Source organism: Sinomonas humi, assembly GCF_000802235.1.
Classification (GTDB): domain Bacteria; phylum Actinomycetota; class Actinomycetes; order Actinomycetales; family Micrococcaceae; genus Sinomonas; species Sinomonas humi.
The window spans coordinates 60625-79479 of sequence record NZ_JTDL01000016.1; the positions used below are offsets into that span (position 1 = coordinate 60625).

Genomic DNA, 18855 nt, shown 5'->3' on the forward strand with positions numbered 1-18855 from the left:
GGGATCGCTTTCGGTCTTGAGGGGTGGGGGCTCGGATGGCCCGAGCCCCCACGGTACGGGCATGGCGTCTACTGCTGGAAGAGGGCGTTGACCTGATTGTTCGCATCGGTGAGGGAGCTCACCGGCGCTTTGCCGGACATCACGGAGTCCATGGCCGGCTGCATGATGTCGTTGATCTTCGCGGCGTTGTTCGTGATCGGCATGAGGAACGTGGTGCCGTCCTTGACCTGCTGAGTGAATGGGGTGACGTCGGTTCCCTTGGCCTTGAAGGCCGCAGCGGCCTTGTCCGTTGCTTCCTTGATGGCTGGGAAGACGACGGCGTGCGAGGCGACGACGTCTTGGCAGGCCGACGAGGCGAGGTATTCGACCCACTTTGTCGAAGCAGCCGGGTTCTTGGTGGCGGCGTTGATGGAGTCAGCGAGGCCGTTGAACATCGAGGCACGCTTGCCATCGGGGCCGGTCGGGGTCGGGGCGAGGCCCAGGTTGATGCCCTTGTAGCCCTTGTACTGGCTGAGCAGCCAGTCGCCGTTGACGTTGATAGCCGACTTGCCCGCGCCGAAGTCATCGGGCTCGGACGCTCCGACGGTCGTCTCGAGCTTGGGCATGTAGCCCTTGTCGATGAGGCCCTTGTACCAAGCGATGGTCTGCTGGAACTTCGGGTCGTTGTAGTTGTACTGAGTGCCCCAGGGATTCTTGTTCGTGTAGTTCCACCCGGTGGTGCCGGTCAGGAAGCTCCACTCGGTCTGACCGATGCCTGAGCCGGACCCGTCGAGGCCGAACCCGTAGGTAGCGACATTGTTCTTGTCGAAGCCGGGCTCGTCGCCGCGCTTTCCGTTCTTGTCGACGGTGAGGTGGGCGATGACCTTCTCGAAGCTGCCCCCATCCTGGGGGTTCCAGTTGAGACTCTGCATCGCCGAGTCGGAGATGCCGGCCTTGGCGAGCATGTCCTTGTTGTAGAACAGGGCGACCGTGTCCCAGTCCTTCGGCAGCCCGTAGCGCTTGCCGTCCGAGCCCACCCACAGGTCTGCGAGGCCGGGCTGGTACTGGTTGAGATCGATGTTGTCCGTCTTGACGGCGTCGTCGATGGGCAGGATCTCGTGGTTCTTCACGAAGTCGCCGAACTTCGAGAGGTGGTCGGTGAAGACGTCGGGCCCGTTGCCAGCGACAAGGCTGTTCGTGAGGTTGCCCCAGTAGTCATTCCAACCCGTCTGGGTCACCTTGACGGTGATGTTGGGGTTGGCCTTGTGGAAGTCGTCGGCGCACTGCTGGTAGGCGGGGAGCTGGTTCGCGTCCCAGAGCCAATAGTTGATGGTTCCGCTCGCGTCGCCCTTACTTGAGGCTTGGTTCGAGCCGCTCGTGCAGGCAGAGAGGGCGAGTGCTGCCGCAGCTGCGACGGCGACCGCGCCGAGTGCTTTCTTCATGGTGGAGTCCTTTCAGGGAACGGAATCGGGCAGGGGAGAAGGGCGCTTCCGGCGTCCGCCGGGAGCTCGAGAAGGGACTTGCTGGGACTTACTTGATGCCGGAGAAGCCGATGGAGTTGACGATCTTCTTTCCGAAGGCGACGAACAGCGCCAGGATCGGCAGCGCCGAGATGAGCGTGGCCGCCATGAGGCCCGACCAGTCTGGGGCGCCCTGGGGGGACTGGGACTGGAAGATTCCGAGGGCCACGGTGAGGACGCGTACCGAGGGATCATTGCCGACCAGAAGCGGCCAGAAGTAGTCATTCCAGGCAGTGATGAACGTGAGCAGGCACAGGGTCGCGAGGGGCGCGGTCGCGTTCGGGAGGGTGATCTGGAAGAAGATCCGCGCGTGCTTCGCCCCGTCGAGCATCGCGGCCTCCTCGACTTCCCGGGACATCCCGAGGAAGAACTGGCGCAGGAAGAACACGGCGAACGGCGTCATGAGCATGGTGGGGAGGGCGATCCCGAGATACGTGTTCAGAAGGCCGAGGTTCTTCACGAGCAGGAAGTTCGGCAGCGCGGTGAAGATCGACGGCACGAGGAGCGTGCCGAGGAACAGGCTGAACACCTTGTCCCGGCCCGGCCAGCGGAGACGGGCGAAGGCGTAGGCGGCGAGGGAGCTGAAGAAGACCTGGGAGACGGTGATGACCGTCGAGACGATCAGCGAGTTCAGCAGGTACTGCCAGAAGCTGATCGCAGCACCCGATCCGCCTTCCGCGATCGCCTGCGCCGGCGACTCGAGACCGAAGACTCGGGCGAACGCGCCCCAGCTGAAGTCCGCCGGGAGGAGGTCTGCCGAATGCGAGGCCAGGGCGTGGTCGCTTGAGAGGGCGGTGCGGAGCATCCACAGCATCGGTCCGAGGGAGACGGCGATGGCGACGGCGAGGGCTGCCCAGGCGGCCGTGCGTCCCCAGTCGATGCGGCGGCGCGGAGTGGTCATGGTTGTCATGGCTGTCCTCTCAGTCCAGGTCGTTCTCGTTGCCGCGGAGGATCTTCATCTGCAGGAAGGCGATGATCGCCAGGATGATGAAGAGGATGACGCTCAGAGCCGACGCGTATCCGAACTCCTGATCAGAGAAGGCCTTCTGGTAGATGAAGTACTGGATCACCCTTGTGGCGTTCACCGGGCCGCCCTTGGTCGTCACAGCGACGGTGTCGAAGATCTGGAACGAGCCGGTGATCGTCACAACGAGGACGAGGAGGAGCACCGGACGCAGGAGCGGAATGGTGATCTTCCAGAACGTCTTCCACCTGTTCGCGCCATCGAGTGCCGCGACCTCGTAAACATGCTTCGGAATGGCCTGCAGCCCCGCGAAGAGCAGGAGGGCGGTATAGCCCATGTTCCGCCACACGTTGACGAACGCGATGGTCGGGATGGCCCATTGATCGTTTCCGAAGAATGCGACCCGGGGGAGTCCAATCCATTGCAGGATCTCGTTGACGATGCCGATCTGGTAGTCCAGCATCCAGAACCAGAGGAGCGCGACGACGACGTTCGCCACGAGGTAGGGCATGAGCAGGATGCCCCGGACGAGCGTCGACCTCGTGACGTGGTACATGAGGAGTGCGAGGCCGAGGGCGATGACCGTCTGGAAACCGATGTTCAGGAGGACGTACTCGGTCGTGACGCCCATGGCGTTCCAGAAGAGCTTGTCCTGGAAGATCTTGATGTAGTTAGCAAGGCCCACCCAGACGGGGTTGGAGAAGAGATCGTAGTCCGTGAAGCTCAGGTAGACGCCTCGGACGGTCGGAACAAGGTAGAAGAGCACGAAGCCGACGAGCGCCGGCGCAACGAAGACGAGGGCAACACGCAGATCGCCGAGCTGGCGCCGACGACGGTTGGGAGCACCGTCCGAGGGGAGGGCGCCGGCGCCGCGTCTTACTGGCTTCCGCGCTCCCACTGAGGTGGTCGTCATTGAATCCTCCGCTGTGACATGGCTAACAATTGACGTCGAATCTACACGAGTAACTTTCGGGCGCGCAAGCCCCAGTCTCGGTGGTTACGTGAAAGGACACGCGACCTTTGAGCCAAGGCGTTGACTCGAGTAACTTCTGCTGCGAGACTTCCCGCATGACGCACACCACCCGCTTTTCCCTCGGCCTTGTCGGTGCAGGGCAGTTCGCCGGCCAGTTCGCGAAGCTCTTCGCGGCCCACCCGCTCATTGCGTCCGTGCACGTTGCCGACGTCCTGCCGGAACGGGCGGAAGACCTCGCTGGCAGCCTTGGTCTCGCGGGCACCGTGCCGAGTTTCGAGGCGATGCTCGACAGCGATCTGGACGCCGTCGCAATCTTCACCCAACGCTGGACCCACGGACCGCTCGTGGTCCAAGCGCTCAGGGCCGGCAAGCACGTGTATTCTGCGGTGCCGATGGCCATCGGCGTCGAGGAGATCGGCGCCATCATAGAGGCCGTCCGCGAAACCGGCCTCACGTACATGATGGGCGAGACGAGCTATTACAACCCGGCAACCGTGTACGCGAGGGAGCGCCGGGATCAAGGCGCCTTCGGACGGATCTTCTACGCCGAGGGCGACTACGTGCACGACATGGACTTGGGCTTCTACGAGGCTTACCGGTACAGCGGGGGCGCCGACTGGAAGCGCACGGCGAGCTACCCGCCGATGCTCTACCCGACCCACTCAGTGGGCGGGGTGCTCGGCGCCATCGGTGGCCGCGCCGTGAGCGTGAGCTGCATCGGCGTCCGCGACGAGCGCGGCGACGGAGTCTTCGACCGCGACGTCAGCATGTTCAGCAACGACTTCTCCAACGCCACCGCTCTCTTCGAACTCGCGGGTGGCGGGTCCATGCGGATCAACGAGTTCCGTCGCGTCGGATACCCTTCGCACCTCCGCGAGAGCCGCTTCCGCTATTTCGGCACCGAGGGCAGCTTCGAGCAGCTCGTGAACACGAGCGTCTGGCAGGACAAGGCGGGGGTCACCGATGTGAGCGAGCTGCTCACGACGGCGGCGACGCTCGACGCCGACGACCCTTCCCTCGCGCACGTGGCCCCTGCGCTCCGGGACGCCTTCGTGTCCGGTCTTGCCCCCGTGCACGACGCAACGCGTCTCCCCACCGAGCTGCGGGGCCTGCCCAACGGGCACGAGGGGAGCCATCACTTCCTCGTCGACGACTTCGCGCGTGCCGTAGCGACCCGGACGCTTCCACCCGTCAACGCCTGGGAGGCTGCCCGGTACACCCTCCCGGGAATCGTTGCCCACCAGTCCGCCCTCAGGGGCGGTGAGCGCCTACCGGTCCCTGACTTCGGCGACGCCCCCGGCGGGTTCTCCACCCAGGGGGACGCGCCGTCGTCGTCCGTCTCCTCCCCCACCGGCATTGGGGGCCGAAGCTAGCATGGTGGCCATGCCCCATCCCACCGCTGCGAAGCCCGCCGCCACCCGCAAGGACGTGGCGCGGCTCGCGGGGGTGAGCAGCGCCGTCGTGAGCTACGTTGTCAACGGGGGGCCGAAGAAGGTCTCTCCGGCTACCGAAGCCAAGGTGCGCGACGCGATCGCGGCGCTCGGGTACCGGCCCAATGCCGCGGCGCGGGCGCTCAAGCTCGGCTCGAGCGAGATGCTCGGCATGGTGGTCCCCGACGCCACGAATTCGTTCTTCGCCACGCTCGCCCACGCAGTCGAGGAGGCAGCCGCCGAGCGGGGCTACGCGCTCCTCATCGCCAACTCCGGTGGCTCGCTCTCCGCTGAGCGACGGCAGGTCGAGAACCTCGTCTCGCGTCGTGTCGACGGCGTCTTCCTGTGCAGCGTGCTGTTCGAACCGGACCTTCGTGACCTGGAGGCGGCCGAGATACCCGCCGTCCTCCTGAACCACAGTGCCGAGAGTCCGGGCTTCGACTCCGTAGGTGTCGCGCTCCAGGACGGGGCGCGGCTGGCAGTGGAGCACCTAGCGCAGCACGGCCACCGCAAGATCGGCCTCATCATGGGGACCAATACCGGAGGCGACCTGGACGCGCGCGAAGTCGGATGGCGGCAGGGAATTGAGGAGGCCGGGCTTCAGGCTGGCCCTGTTATGCGCGGGCCGTTCAGTCGCGAGGGCGGCTATCGGGCAGGCAAGTGGCTGCTCAATGAAGCCGATCGCCCCACGGCCGTGTTCGCTAGTTCAGACCTTCAGGCCGTCGGTCTCCTCAAGGCGTGCCACGAGGCCGGAGTGCGGGTTCCGGAAGACCTCGCGGTCGTTTCGTTCGACGGCTCCGCCGAGGCCGAGTACAGCTGGCCTCCGCTCACGACCGTGGCCCAGCCCGTCGAGGACATGGCTCGGGCGGCGGTCGAGGCCCTCGTGGGAGGCGGGGGACACAAGCGCAACCGGATCTTCCCCGGGACGCTCATCCGCCGCGCGTCCTGCGGCTGCTGAGGCGCCCCGGCCGGGGGCCGCGGCCGGTTGCGCCCGGACGCAAAGTTCCGTTCTCGCGGAGAAGTCCGCTTGTTGAAAGAGCGAAGTTCCGCTCTCGCAGAGGAGTTCACGCTACGTGAACTTGTCTGCGAGACCTGGCTTGCGCGCCGTCGGCCGAAGCCCGCCCTCGATGAGTTTCGCTCGGAGCAATGCTGGTTGTTCCAACTCCGACCAGTCCCATCGGAGGACCGGATGGCCCAACGCGAGCAGCCTGTTCTCGCGGCGCTTCTCTCGCCTGATGATCTCTCGCGGATCCTCCCCGCCAGTCAGTTCGCGGCGAAAGTACTTTCCCCAGCCGTCGAATTCGCCCACGGGTTCCGGGGCGACATCCCAGGCGAAGTCAGTCCGACCGACAAACCCTTGAGCGTCCCGATGCTCCCTTTGGAGAATCGGCTCGGGAAAGCCGAACAGATGCATGAGTGCGCGGCTCACGGACTCGCCGGCCGATTCAGATCCGGCCCTCGTGAGCGAGGCGATCACCTCCGCTCTCTGCCGGTGTTTCTTGTGCGGGAGACGCGAGATGGCCGACGTGATCTCCGGCAGCTCGAGCAGCGATTCTCTGCCGCTGCGGCGAAGCACGCCATCGGCCACAGTGATGGCTCGCGCGAACCGACCCGTCGCGAGGCCCGTGAACGTCGTGTGCTGATCGTCGTGACGGTGACGCCGAACAGGAGGCGGTGCAACGCGACGTGCGCGGCGCGCAAGGTCGGAATCGCCGCGAACGTCGAACGTGTTCGGCCGAAGGCCGAGCCGCGTCGTCGAGCGGACTGCAACGTCGATGGACAGCGGGACCTTGACGACCGGTATTCCGTTCAAGAAGAGGGCTGTCTCCCCGCAGAACACGGTGTTGGGGTTCGCGAGGGCGTGGGCTATGGCCGCTGCTCGGAACCGGTCCGAAGCCGATGCCTCAAGCCACACCTCGGTGGGCATGTAGAAGCCACGTCTGAGCCTTACCAGCCGACCATCCCCGAACCTGGTCCTCGGGTCGAACGCGTGGCCGTCGAGTTTTCGCAGCGAACTGTCGACGAGATGAGCCAGAGGATCCACGATCTCGAGTCTGGTGCCGTAACGCGGTCAGGGCGGGGGGGGTGAAGCTCCTATGTGGAGGGGCTCGCGAAATTCCTCCCTGTCGAGGAACAGTCGAGCTCGGTAGCTCACCCAGGTGGGCGGCCGTTATCGCAGGGAAGTTCACGTAACGGGAACTTCCCTGCGAGAAGGCGTCACGGAAGGCTCGAGGGGTCCGTGAGGCGCGCGCCTGTGTCTGCCGGCCTACTTCCGCAAGTCAGCCGCGATCTGCTGCATGACGGAGGGGTCCGCGAGGGTGGTCGCGTCGCCGGGATCGCGGCCCTCCGCGACGTCCTTGAGGAGGCGCCGCATGATCTTCCCCGAGCGGGTCTTCGGCAGCTCGGGCACTACGAGGACGTGCTTGGGCTTGGCGATGGGGCCAATCTCCTTGCCCACGTGCGCGCGGAGGATCGCGGACGGGTCGTCGCTCTCGGAGATCTCGGCCTCGCCTCGCAGGATCACGAACGCGACGACGGCCTGGCCTGTTGTCTCGTCGACAGCGCCCACGACCGCGGCCTCCGCAACCCACTCATGGGAGACGAGGGCGGATTCGATCTCGGTGGTGGAGAGGCGGTGACCGGAGACGTTCATCACGTCGTCGACGCGCCCGAGGAGCCAGATGTCGCCGTCGTCGTCCTTCTTCGCCCCGTCGCCCGCGAAGTACACACCCTCGAAGCGGGACCAGTAGGTCTCCTTGAACCGCTCCGGATCCCCCCAGATGGTGCGCAGCATGGACGGCCAGGGCTCGCGGACCACGAGGAAGCCGCCGTGCCCGTTCGGCACGGGCTTGCCGTTCTCATCGACGACGTCCACCGCGATCCCGGGCAGGGGCACCTGCGCGGAGCCGGGCTTGGTCGCGGTGACGCCGGGCAGCGGGGCGACCATGATCGCGCCGGTCTCGGTCTGCCACCACGTGTCCACGATCGGAGCCTTGCCGTGCCCGATCACCTCGCGGTACCACATCCACGCCTCCGGGTTGATGGGCTCGCCGACGGAGCCCAGGACGCGGATGCTCGAAAGGTCGTACTTGTCCGGGATCTCGCGGCCCCACTTCATCATGGTGCGGATCGCGGTCGGAGCCGTGTACAGGATCGAGACCTTGTACTTCTCGACGAGTTCCCACCACCGGCCCTGGTGCGGGGAATCCGGGGTGCCCTCGTACATGACCTGGGTCGCCCCGTTCACGAGCGGTCCGTACACGACGTACGAATGGCCCGTGACCCAGCCGATGTCGGCGGTGCACCAGTAGACATCCGTCTCGGGCTTGAGGTCGAACACCGCGGAGTGCGTGAACGCGCATTGGGTCAGGTACCCGCCGGTGGTGTGGAGGATGCCCTTCGGCTTCCCCGTGGTCCCGGAGGTGTAGAGGATGTAGAGCGGGTGCTCGGAGTCGTGCCCGACGGCGGTGTGCTCACCGGAGGCGGCTTCCATGACCTCATGCCAGTGCAGGTCGCGGCCCTCGGTCCAGGCGACGTCCTGCCCGTTGCGGCGCACGACGACGACGTGCTCGACCGTGTGCCCGGGCTCGGCGAGGGCGTCGTCCACTGCGGGCTTGAGCGAGGACGGCTTCCCGCGCCGGTACGTTCCGTCGGCCGTGACGACGAGCTTGGCCTCGGCGTCGTCGATCCGCGAGCGGAGCGCCTCGGCGGAGAACCCGCCGAACACCACCGAGTGGACCGCGCCAATGCGCGCGCAGGCGAGCATCGTCACGACGGCCTCGGGGATCATCGGCAGGTAGACCGCGACACGGTCGCCCTTGCGCACCCCGAGGGACTCGAACGCGTTTGCGGCCTTCTTGACCCGCTCCGTCAGGTCCGCGTACGTGATCGTTTCGGTGTCCCCGGGTTCGCCCTCGAAGTGGATGGCGACCCGGTCCCCGAGCCCGTTCTCGACGTGGCGGTCGAGCGCGTTGTAGGCCGCGTTGACCTCCCCGCCCACGAACCACTTCGCGAACGGCGCCTCGGACCAGTCAAGAGCCTGATCGAAGTCCTTCGACCACGTCAGATACTTCCGGGCCTGCTCGGCCCAGAACGCCACCCTGTCCTCGGCGGCCTTCGCATAGATTTCCTCATGCACGTTGGCGGCCGCGGCGAATTCGGGGGTGGGCGGGAACTTGCGCTCCTCGTGGAGGAGGTTCTCGAAGGCGTCACCATTGACGGTTTGCTGGGACATGAACGTCCTTTCGGCTCGATCCGGCGCGTGATCCAGCCCTGCGTCCTCGCGACACGACCCAGAACTCCAGGTCTGTGGAACCGGACACAGTCGGCTGCCTCTTCCCACACTAAACCTTGCGCAGTAGCGGTGGAGTTGCATACGTCACATCCCGGACGGCCGAGAGCGGGCTTGCGCGCTAGGTGCCGCACAGACGTTATGGCTAGGCTGAACTGGAAGGACGACCGAAGGAGCAGCCCATGTCTGATTCCCGTCAGGGTTCCTCTCGCGTTGGCGGTGCCGTGCCCGGACCCGGAAGCGTGCCCGAGACCGCGGGGGACCGCAACGCGGCCCAGGATGGCAGAGCCGCAGCCGTTTTAGGCCCGTTCACGGCTCGTGACATCGCCGTGTTCGTGGGCGTACTCATCACGTTCGTCGGTTCGCTGCTGCCGCTCGTGGAACGTGGGAGCACGCTGAACCTCTGGAATGCCCAGAACCTCTACTTCATCGGGATCGGCATCCTGCTGCCGCTCGTGCTCGCGGCTCTCTTCGCATGGCGCCGCCTCTCGCCGGGAATGCACCTCCGGATCGGCTCGCTCTCGCTTGATCAGTTCGCATCCGTCGTGGCAGCCTTCGCCTGCTCGTACTACTTTGTCTTCGCCGTGACGGCGTTGACGCCGGGCGGTCTCGTCGGCTTCGTGGGAGGGGCAGTCCTTGTCGTCGCGACTATTCTGGCGCCGGTCATCCCGGCCTTCGCGATCGACTTCGCGGGACGCGCCGAGGTTCCCGCCCACGTCATTGCGCGCGACGCCGTGGAGCCAGTCCAGAAGCCCAAGACCCGGGCCGCCGGGGCGCAGAAGGCAGGGGCCCAGAAGGACGGGGCTGTGAGGCCGAGTGCGTTCAAGCCCTCGCAGGAGTCGAAGGCGCCACAAGCTGCCCGGTCCCAGTTCCCTGCGGCCGCGCGCCTGAAGAATTCCCCGAACGGCAGCCCGACACCGTGGGCCGGGAGCCTGGCGTCCGACGGCGCGAGCGCACCAGAGGGCGAAGGCGTCCGAGGCTCCGGGGTCTCCTCAGCGGGAGCAGCGGCAGCGGCGACCGGTGCCGCCGGCGCCGCCGCGGCAGGAGCGAGCATCGCGGCGCTCGCAGCCGGAGCGATGGCTGCCCAGGGCGAGGGCGGCAAGGACAAGACCGAAGAAGCGGCTGGCCACGACGAGCCCATCGGGCGGCACAATTCCGGCACTCCTGCGGCCGAGGCGCCCGCTTCGACTGCCGAGGACGCTGCTTCGACTGCCGCGGCGCCTGTTGGGCCTGCTGCGGACGACGACGTCGTGCTCGGCGACGCGGATGGCGAGGCCTATGGTGCGCCCCGGGTTGCGGGACGGGTCGAACCGACGGTTGGGTCGCATGCCGGCGAGCCTCAGGCTGCCCGGCCGGCGGCCGTCGAGTCCGAGGCCGCCGAGCCCGCGATTGCGGGCCAGGCCGCCGAGCCCGCAGCGGACAAGACGTCCGTGATGCCCTCCTCTCACGAAGCCGGACAGGAGCAGGCCGCCCGGGAGAAAGCCGCCCAGGCCGAGGCCGTAGCACCTGAAGGGGCGAGCGAACCCCCTCAGAGCGAGCCTGCCCCGACACAGGCCTCGCCCGTCCTTCACCCCGTCGAACCAGAGCCGGAGGTGGGCCCTGCAACCCAGCTTGCCCCCGCCGTCGACCGCTCGGCCGGCTTCGAGGCGACTCGGAACTACGAAGAGCCCGAACCCGAGTATGAGGCGTTCTGGTTCGCTGTGAACCACGCGAGGGCCGCGCTGGATCCGGAGAGCGGACTCCCGCTGTTCACCCTCGAGCCCGGACAGTGGATCCTCGCGCTCCAGGACCGAGGGGACGAGTTCCTCGTCCAGAGCCAGGATGGGAGGATCGGCGTGCTGCGCGATCTCTCCGGAATCGAGCGCGGCTGACCGGCCTCGCCGGCGCCGCTCGGAAGCCCGCGCGGCGCCGGCTCACCCCCGACGAGTCGCCGCTCGCGCTCAAACGGCGCGCCCGTAAGATCGACCGGATACTTGCGGACTTCTACCCCTACGCCCACGCCGAGCTCGACTTCCGCAATCCCTTCGAGCTTCTCGTCGCGACCGTGCTCTCGGCGCAGACCACGGACGTGCGGGTCAATCAGGTCACGCCGACGCTCTTCGCCCACTACCCCGACGCCCGCGCACTGAGCGAAGCCGAGCCCGCCGACATCGAAGAGATCATCAAGCCGACCGGCTTCTTCCGGGCAAAAGCCCGGAGTCTTCACGTGCTCTCGCAGAAGATCGTGGACGACTTCGACGGCGTCGTGCCCGGCCGCCTCGAAGATCTCGTGACGTTGCCCGGCGTCGGCCGGAAGACCGCGAACGTGGTCCTCGGAAATGCCTTCGGCGTGCCGGGGATCAGCGTGGATACTCACTTCGGCCGGCTGGCGAAGCGGTTCGGCTGGACGGATTCCGATGATCCGGTCAAGGTCGAGCAGGACGTCATGGAGCTCTTCCCGCCCCGTGACTGGACGATGGTCTCCCACCGCGTGATCTTCCACGGTCGCCGCGTGTGCCATTCCCGCCGTCCTGCCTGCGGGGCGTGCCCGGTGGCGGCCTTGTGCCCCTCGTTTGGCATCGGTGAGACAGATCCCGATAAGGCGCGGAAGCTCCTGAAATACGAACTCGCGCCGGGGCAGGAGGAACTGCGCAACGAGATGGTCGCGAATGTTCACCGAGCTGCCGAGATCCGGATGCGCGAGCAGGGACATCCCGTTGCAGGGCTCGCTGACCCGGAGCCGGGCGGGACCCCGTGAGCGCGAGGGCGGAGCTCGAGGCTCTCGCGGCTGGTATCCGTGAGGGCAAGACCGACCCGTTCGATCCGCGCTGGCACCCGAAAGTTCTCGACCACAAGGCACGTGAGGCCGCGGTCCTCGTGCTGTTCGGCAAACTCGATGATGTTCCGGCAACCTCCGACAAGCCCCTCGCGCCGGCCGATCTGGATGTCCTTCTCCTTGAGCGGGCTCAGACGCTCGGCTCCCATCCCGGACAGGTCGCCTTCCCCGGCGGGAGCCGCGATCCGCAGGACGCAACGATCGTTGACTGCGCGCTGCGCGAAGCGGTCGAGGAGACGGGGCTGGATCCAACGGGCGTCGACGTATTGGGAGAGCTCCCCGCCCTCGCGCTCGGGGTGAGTGGCTTCCTCGTGACGCCGGTGCTCGCGTGGTGGGCGTCGCCGTCGCCCGTCGATGTGGTTGACTTCGCCGAATCCGCGCAGGTGTTCCGCACACCGGTCCGCGACCTCCTCGATCCCGCCAACCGGGTCATGGGCGTGCTGCGGCGCCGCGGCGCGATCTTCTCGAGCCCCGCCTTCCTCGTCAACGGCGTCCTTGTCTGGGGCTTCACGGCAATGGTGCTCGACGCGCTCCTCACTGGGCTCGGCTGGGCGGTCGAATGGGACCGCGACCGGAAGCACTACATCGCCGTCTGACTGTCCGCCTGCGCTACTTCGCTTGGTCATAGGAGTCGACGACGGCGATGCTCACCGGGAACTGCACGGGAGCGTCGCCGAAGAGGAGCCGCTTGGCCGCCGTCGCCGCCTCCTGCACAGCGTCCGCACACGCGCCCGCAGCCTCCTCCTCGGCGTGGACCATGACCTCATCGTGGAGGAAGTACACGAGCTCTGCGTGCAGGCCGCGGGACGCGAGGCGGCGCAGTTGCTGGCGCAGCTCGGCGATCCAGCACTCGGCCCACTCGGCGGCCGTCCCCTGGACCACGAAGTTCCGCGTGAAGCGGCCCCGGTCACGTGCCGCGGCGTCAGCCCGTCGCTGTTCTTCCGCTGAAGCCGATCGCTGCAGTCGTTGCCAGCGCTCCGACGGGGCAGGTGAGCTCCTGCCGAGGTGAGTTGTCACCGTCAAGCCGCGTTCGCCGTCGCGCGCTGCTTGCTCGACGAACGCGACGGCGCGCGGGTACAGGCGAGCAAGCTGGGGCATGAGGCGGCCCGACTCACCGGTCGTCGCTCCGTAGATTGCCCCCAAGAGAGCGACCTTCGCCTTCGCCCGGTCGCCGCCGAAGCCGGCGGCGGCGATACCCGCGTAGAGGTCGGCGTCCCGGGCCGCAGCGGCCATGGCGTCGTCTCGCGCGAGCGCAGCTAGGACACGGGGCTCGAGCTGTGACGCATCGGCAACCACGAGCTTGTGGCCGGGGCGGGCACGGACAGCCGCACGGACCTGCTTGGGGATCTGGAGCGCGCCTCCGCCTCGCGACGCCCAACGCCCCGTCACAACCCCCGCGACGACGTATTCGGGCCGGAACCTGCCGTCCCGAACCCACGCGTCGAGCCAGCCCCATCCGTTCGCTGCGAACAGCCGAGCCATCTTCTTGTACTCGAGGAGCGGTGGGATTGCCGGGTGTGTGAACTCCCGGAGCTCCCAGGCGCGGGTGGTGCGCGCCTCGATGCCCGCTCGGTGCAGTGCCCGCATGAGCTCTTGAGGCGAGTCGGGATTGAGGCTGGGAGCCCCAAGGCGAGCGCGCAGTTCGTTTGCCTTGTCCTCGAGCCGAGCGGGTCGTTCGAAGCCCCGAGGGCGGGGTCCGAGCTGGTCGGCCAGGAGAGCTTCGTGAGTCTGGGCGTCCCAGGGAATGCCTGCTGCCTGCATCTCCGCCGCGACAAGCGCGCCAGCCGAGTCTGCTGCGCACAAGAGCCTCAGCTTGCCGGGGTGGGCCGAGGCAGCGACAGCAGCAAGCTGGGCGGCGAGCTCGGCCTCGAGTTCGTCCGCACTCGGTCCTTGCGCAGACGGCTCCTCGAAAAGCGAGCCTTGTCCTTGCGCGGGGGCAGCCGACGGGAGGCTCCCTGGCTGACTGGCTAGGCCCTCGACGTCCGCGAAGGAGGTCGCGAACACCCCCGCATAGGCGGAATGGGTGAGGAGCGTTGCGCACAGCATCAAGTCATGGCAGCGGCGGAGGGGGACGCCTGAGGCCAGCAGATCCGGATACCAGTCGGCGGCAGTCCGCCAGACCCAGCGGGGGTGGTGGGAGGCCTCGAACTCGGCCACGAGGCCCGGGAGGCCGGAGCGATCGGTAGTGGTATCGGGGCCATTCCTCAGCCCTGAGGGATCGAGGGTTCTGAGCACGATCTGACGGTCGGGAGAGGCGGCCAGAATCGCGTACACCTCCATATTGTCCCGTGAGCGCAGGACTGTTCTTGTCCTCCACATCAAGCCTCGCGGAGTGTCCTCCACATGGCGCTCGTCCCCACGCCCCCGGTGGCTGAACGAGCATCAGGGTTGAACCATGGGCATGAGACAGGAAATGGGCGAGGTCGAGGTCGGTGGGCTTCCGCGCGAGGGAACCGTCCTCTGCGTGACCGAGGACCCGCTGCTTCTCGACGAGTGCGCCCGTGTTGCTGCGGTGGCCGGCGTCGCGCTCCGAACAGCCCAGACCCTGGGCGAGGCGATACAGGGAACGGACGACGGCGCGCTCCTCCTTCTCGGCGTGGACGTCGGCGACGTCTCGGGGCGGAATCGGCCCGACACAGTCCTCGTCGGAAGGGAGAACGACCGGGGTCGCCTATGGCAGAGGGCGGCCGATTTGGGGGTCGAACATGTTGCAGAACTGCCCGAGGCCAGTGGATGGCTCGTCGAATTTCTCGGCAGGCGGCTGTCCCAGGCGAACGACGGCCTTGTCGTGGGGGTCATCGGCGGCTGTGGGGGTGCGGGTGCGAGCACGACGGCGGTGCTTCTCGCGATGGTGGCGAACGCTCGCGGCGACTCTGTGCTCCTTGTCGACGGCGATCGCCTCGGCGGCGGCCTAGAGCTGTGCCTGTCAGAGGAGCGCGCCTCGGGGCTCACGTGGCCCGACCTAGCTGCGGCAAGCGGTCGCATTCACCCTCCCCAGCTCGAGGCGGCCCTTCCTCGCGCCAACGGTGTGCCCTACGTCTCGTGGCCAGCCTTGGCCGGATCTGCAACCCCTGTGGGGCAGGAGGCAGTCGCGAGAGTGCTCGAAGCGGGACGGAGCGCATTTGGATCCGTCATGATCGACGTTGGTAGAAGCAGGGAAGGAATCAAGGACTTCGGCTGGGCCAGCGATCGTCTCCTCGTCGTCGTTCCGGGCAGGCTCCGTGCAGCCGTGGCGGCAGCTCAACTCTTGCACGAGATCCCACCGGTTCCCACTGGGATAGTGGTGCGGGGGCGGCTTGGCGAGGGCGTCGATGCCGAACGGCTTGCGGAAGCAGTAGGCGGGCCGCTCGCGGCCCATGTGCCGGAACTCCGGGCTCTGGGCACAGCGGCTGAGGAGGGCCGTCTTCCTGAACTGGCCCGTCATCGTGCGCTGCGTAGAGCTGCTACGTCGATCCTCGAGGGACTGGTTACCTCTCCGCCCGACGCCTCACCGTCGAGGGCCTCGAGGTCATCAAGGGCCTGGTGGTCGTCAAGGTCGTCGAGGGCCTCGGAGGCGGGACTGGCGGTTGCACGGCACGCGCGAGTCGAGGCGACCCGATGACCGCTGTCCCGATTGTCGACTCGAAGCTTCTGGACGATGTGCGAGAGCGCGTCCTCGCCGTGCCCGGAGCGGTGACACCCGCGCGCATCGCGGCGGCCGTCCACGAGAGCGGGCGGTTGCTCGGGACAGCCGGAACGCTTGCTGCCGTGGACCTCATATCCGCAGAGTTGAGCGGTCTCGGCCCCCTCCAGAATCTCGTCAAAGACCGCGCCGTGACCGACATTCTCGTGAACGGGCCTGAGGACGTCTGGCTCGATCGCGGGCGTGGGCTCGAGCGCGCACCGATCAGCTTCCCTTCCGAGGAGGCGGTGCGCGCGCTCGCGGTGCGATTGGTGGCATCGGGCGGGCGGAGGCTCGACGACAGTTCGCCCTGTGTGGACGTGCGAGTCGCGGGCGGCTATCGAGTGCATGCGGTCCTCCCTCCCATCTCCACGGGAACGACGCTCCTGTCCGTAAGGATCCGTCGGCATCGGGCCTTCGATCTCGCGGACCTTGAGCACGCCGGAACGATTGTCGGTGAGCAGCGCTCCATCCTCGAATCCATGGCCGCCGGAGGACTCAGCTATCTTGTGAGCGGCGCCACCGGGAGCGGCAAGACGACTTTGCTCAGTACGCTTCTCGGGCTTGCTGCGCCTACCGAGCGGATTGTCCTCGTTGAAGACGCGTCGGAACTCAACCCTGCACATCCGCATGTGGTGGGTCTTGAGGCACGCCACGGGAATGTCGAGGGCAGCGGGAAGGTCGATCTCGCCGAGCTCGTTCGGCAGGCACTGCGGATGCGGCCTGACCGCCTCGTGGTGGGCGAGTGCCGTGGCGCTGAGGTGCGTGAGCTGCTGGCCGCGCTCAACACAGGTCACAGCGGTGCGGGAACTGTTCATGCGAACTCGGCGGAAGCTGTGGCCGCCCGCCTCGTCGCACTCGGTGCCCTCGCAGGCCTCTCGTCCGAGGCGATGACGCTGCAAGCCGCGAATGCCTTCAGCGTTGTGCTCCATCTTGAGCGAAGGGACGGTCTGAGGCAGCTTGCCACGATCGCAGTGGTGTCAGAGCAAGCCGGAAGACTCCTCGTGACTCCCGCCCTGACACGTGCCCGTGATGCGGTGCAAGTGGAAGATGGCCCCGGCTGGGACCTCCTATGCGAGCGGTTGTCCGGTGCGTCTGGGGCTAGACCATGATCGCCTCACTCATGGTGTTTACGCTCCTGTGGTCAGCGGCCATCCTGGGGAGGCCAAGGCTGCCCGATTTCCGGGGTTACTCCATCCGGCCTCAGGCATCCAACCTGTCGATTGCCTCCCCGGCCCGCGAGAAGACGGCTTCCACAAGTCTGCATCAAGCCGCGCTCCTTGTTGGCGAGCTAGCAGCCCTGCTCCGCGCGGGGCGATCCCCCGAGCAGATGTGGCGGCAGGCGGCTCTGAGCGCGAGGCGGCGCCTCGGCGACGGGGGCCTTGATGGCAGCAGGAAATCCGCACGATCCGCGTATTCGGCCTCGTCTCTGCAGATCCTCTACGCGGCGTCAGTCCTCGAGGCGGCCGCTCGGGCCGCGGCTCTCGGCATTCCCGTTGCGCGGGCGATTCGGGATGCCGCAAGCCTTGCCTGGCGGGAGGGGTTCCCAGCTGTGACCCCTAGTTCCGTGCATGGGGTTGCCCCTGCAGTCTTCAACGCGATGCACGGGCTCAGCCCTGCAATCTCGAACTCGATGGGTGACCCAGGCTCGAGGAAACGGCCGGGGGGCGGGCGCCTCCGCCTGCGAGAGCCCCGCATGCTGGCCGTCTGGTTGGAAGTCGCAGCCTGTGTCGAGGTAGCGGAGGCATCGGGCTGTCCTCTCTCCTCGGTCTTCGACCGGCTCTCGTCCCACCTTGAGTCGGACGCTGATGCTGCTGCCGCACGCGCAACCGCCCTTGCGGGTCCCAAGGCCACCACTCGGATCCTTACCGTCTTGCCGTTCGGCGGACTCCTGCTTGGGACGCTCATCGGAGCCGACCCGTTGGTGGCCCTCACCAGCACCGCGGTTGGCCTTGTATGCCTTGTGGGCGGTGTCGCGCTCGCGCTGGCAGGGCGGCTTTGGTCGAGGCGGCTCGTAGCCCAGACCGGGGCGCTTCGATGAGCGGTGGGGTGGCGGGGCCTGGGCTGCTGGCCGTGGGATTGGGCTTCCAGCTGTTCGCGGCCTGTTGGATTCTCTTGCTGGAGCGAAGCCGTTGGAACGCCTTGTCCCTCCGGCAAGGATCGACTCAAGTCGACAGTCGGAGGGGCCTTGACCGGCGAGGTTCGGGAAATCAGCCTCGGGGGCCTGAAGACGATCGTTCAAGGGCCGCTCTCATGCTCGAGCTCATCGCGGCGATGCTCGAATCGGGCTCGTCACTTCATCGCGCGCTGACTATCGTCACTCACGCTGTGGGGGAAGGTCGTGGGTCCGCTGCTCGGGCCGCCACTGCGCTCGGGCTTGGCGTCCCCTGGGATCACGCGTGGGCCACGTCTCGCGAAGATCGGCTCGCGGGAGAACTACATGAGGCCCTCGACTTCGCCGCGGCGTCCGGAGCTCCCTCCGCTGAGCTGATTTCCGCGCGGGCACGCATGCTCCGACGCGAGAGGCACCGCGAGCTCGAGCGGCGAGCAGCTGCGCTGGGGGTCAGGCTCGTCGTTCCCCTCGGGGCCTGCTCCCTTCCTGCGTTTCTGTGCCTCGGCGTCGTCCCTGTGCTCCTATCGATGGCACCATAACGCCGAAGCAATAGATTCCGTCTATTTCGATGGGTATTCAAATTGGATATCCAAAGACAAATGAAAACAGCAAATGGAAATAGCAAGAACATGGCAGGAAAGAGGAGAAAGGGAAGTCATGGGGCAGAAGAACACGTCGGCACGCGAGCAGTTGGATGCGGGGGAGGAGGCCCCTACTTCCGCAGAACGGCAACATGTCCGAAATGGACCGGCAGAGGTCGTTGAGCTCTATCCCGGAGCCTCTGTGAAACGACCGGTCCGCCAGCCGCGCAGAGTGGACCAAATTCGCGATGACGCTTCCACTCGCCGAGATCCCAGATGCAGGGAGCCGCGACGCTTTCGGTTGGTGGTAGCGAAGTCACGAAGGGGAGCGTCGCGGGCGGGAACGCCGCCGAAAGGAACGCCGCGTGGGAGCGAAGAGGGAATGGCGACCGCCGAATACGCAATCGCCACCCTTGCGGCGGTAGCCTTCGCCGGGCTCCTCGTTGTCATCATGCGAAGCGAAGAGGTGCGGGGCTTTCTGCTCAACATCATTCGAGCGGCCCTAGCCATTCCGTGATGTCGGAGAGG

The 18855-nt window shown here is 66.9% G+C and carries 16 protein-coding genes; 10 read left to right on the forward strand and 6 right to left on the reverse strand.

Annotated elements, in window-relative coordinates; all coding sequences use genetic code 11:
- Window positions 1–68 precede the first annotated feature (68 nt).
- The 3 genes from LK10_RS01335 to LK10_RS01345 form a co-directional block, all read right to left on the reverse strand.
- On the reverse strand, window positions 69–1421 hold the full coding sequence (locus LK10_RS01335; RefSeq protein ID WP_043119514.1) for an ABC transporter substrate-binding protein: 1353 nt from the start codon (window positions 1419–1421) through the stop codon (window positions 69–71).
- Between the two features lie 88 nt (window positions 1422–1509).
- Window positions 1510–2409, reverse strand: coding sequence for a carbohydrate ABC transporter permease (locus tag LK10_RS01340; RefSeq protein ID WP_043119516.1), 900 nt, complete (start codon window positions 2407–2409; stop codon window positions 1510–1512).
- Between the two features lie 10 nt (window positions 2410–2419).
- Window positions 2420–3376 carry a carbohydrate ABC transporter permease gene (locus tag LK10_RS01345; RefSeq protein WP_052206812.1) on the reverse strand — a complete coding sequence of 319 codons (957 nt, stop codon included), beginning with the start codon at window positions 3374–3376 and terminating at the stop codon, window positions 2420–2422.
- 155 nt (window positions 3377–3531) lie between these two features.
- Here LK10_RS01345 and LK10_RS01350 point away from each other — a divergent pair, with 155 nt between their 5' ends.
- On the forward strand, window positions 3532–4809 hold the full coding sequence (locus tag LK10_RS01350; protein WP_043119518.1) for a Gfo/Idh/MocA family protein: 1278 nt from the start codon (window positions 3532–3534) through the stop codon (window positions 4807–4809).
- Window positions 4810–4819: 10 nt separating this feature from the next.
- Entirely contained in the window at window positions 4820–5824 is a 1005-nt protein-coding gene (locus tag LK10_RS01355) for a LacI family DNA-binding transcriptional regulator (RefSeq protein ID WP_043119552.1), read from the forward strand.
- A gap of 111 nt (window positions 5825–5935) precedes the next feature.
- Here the strand turns inward: LK10_RS01355 and LK10_RS20670 are convergent, their stop codons facing one another.
- Together LK10_RS20670 and acs are read right to left on the reverse strand one after the other, a co-directional pair.
- Complete coding sequence (locus LK10_RS20670) at window positions 5936–6910, reverse strand: hypothetical protein (RefSeq protein ID WP_156143975.1); 975 nt, start codon at window positions 6908–6910, stop codon at window positions 5936–5938.
- 222 nt (window positions 6911–7132) lie between these two features.
- The gene (gene acs / locus LK10_RS01365; RefSeq protein WP_043119519.1) at window positions 7133–9100 is read right to left on the reverse strand and encodes an acetate--CoA ligase; all 1968 of its coding nucleotides are present in this window, start codon (window positions 9098–9100) and stop codon (window positions 7133–7135) included.
- Between the two features lie 239 nt (window positions 9101–9339).
- Here acs and LK10_RS21620 point away from each other — a divergent pair, with 239 nt between their 5' ends.
- From LK10_RS21620 to LK10_RS01380, 3 genes are read left to right on the forward strand one after another with little or no spacing between them, the layout of a single operon-like run.
- Entirely contained in the window at window positions 9340–11028 is a 1689-nt protein-coding gene (locus LK10_RS21620; protein ID WP_043119520.1) for an SLC5/6 family protein, read from the forward strand.
- Window positions 11025–11894, forward strand: coding sequence for an endonuclease III (gene nth / locus LK10_RS01375; RefSeq protein WP_052206823.1), 870 nt, complete (start codon window positions 11025–11027; stop codon window positions 11892–11894). The genes LK10_RS21620 and nth overlap by 4 nt, the downstream gene beginning before the upstream one ends.
- On the forward strand, window positions 11891–12568 hold the full coding sequence (locus LK10_RS01380) for an NUDIX hydrolase (RefSeq protein ID WP_043119521.1): 678 nt from the start codon (window positions 11891–11893) through the stop codon (window positions 12566–12568). The genes nth and LK10_RS01380 overlap by 4 nt, the downstream gene beginning before the upstream one ends.
- A 13-nt stretch (window positions 12569–12581) precedes the next feature.
- Here LK10_RS01380 and LK10_RS01385 read toward each other — a convergent pair whose 3' ends face one another.
- Window positions 12582–14252, reverse strand: coding sequence for a bifunctional 3'-5' exonuclease/DNA polymerase (locus LK10_RS01385; RefSeq protein ID WP_156143982.1), 1671 nt, complete (start codon window positions 14250–14252; stop codon window positions 12582–12584).
- A gap of 115 nt (window positions 14253–14367) precedes the next feature.
- Between LK10_RS01385 and ssd the strand changes: the two genes are divergently transcribed.
- From ssd to LK10_RS22965, 5 genes are all read left to right on the forward strand, one after another.
- Entirely contained in the window at window positions 14368–15573 is a 1206-nt protein-coding gene (gene ssd, locus LK10_RS01390) for a septum site-determining protein Ssd (RefSeq protein WP_081998192.1), read from the forward strand.
- Complete coding sequence (locus LK10_RS01395) at window positions 15570–16745, forward strand: TadA family conjugal transfer-associated ATPase (RefSeq protein ID WP_081998196.1); 1176 nt, start codon at window positions 15570–15572, stop codon at window positions 16743–16745. The genes ssd and LK10_RS01395 overlap by 4 nt, the downstream gene beginning before the upstream one ends.
- An 11-nt stretch (window positions 16746–16756) precedes the next feature.
- On the forward strand, window positions 16757–17674 hold the full coding sequence (locus LK10_RS01400) for a type II secretion system F family protein (protein ID WP_156143976.1): 918 nt from the start codon (window positions 16757–16759) through the stop codon (window positions 17672–17674).
- Between the two features lie 212 nt (window positions 17675–17886).
- Window positions 17887–18285, forward strand: coding sequence for a type II secretion system F family protein (locus LK10_RS22145; RefSeq protein WP_052206818.1), 399 nt, complete (start codon window positions 17887–17889; stop codon window positions 18283–18285).
- A gap of 151 nt (window positions 18286–18436) precedes the next feature.
- Complete coding sequence (locus LK10_RS22965) at window positions 18437–18844, forward strand: DUF4244 domain-containing protein (protein WP_408021427.1); 408 nt, start codon at window positions 18437–18439, stop codon at window positions 18842–18844.
- The last annotated feature ends 11 nt before the right edge of the window (window positions 18845–18855 follow it).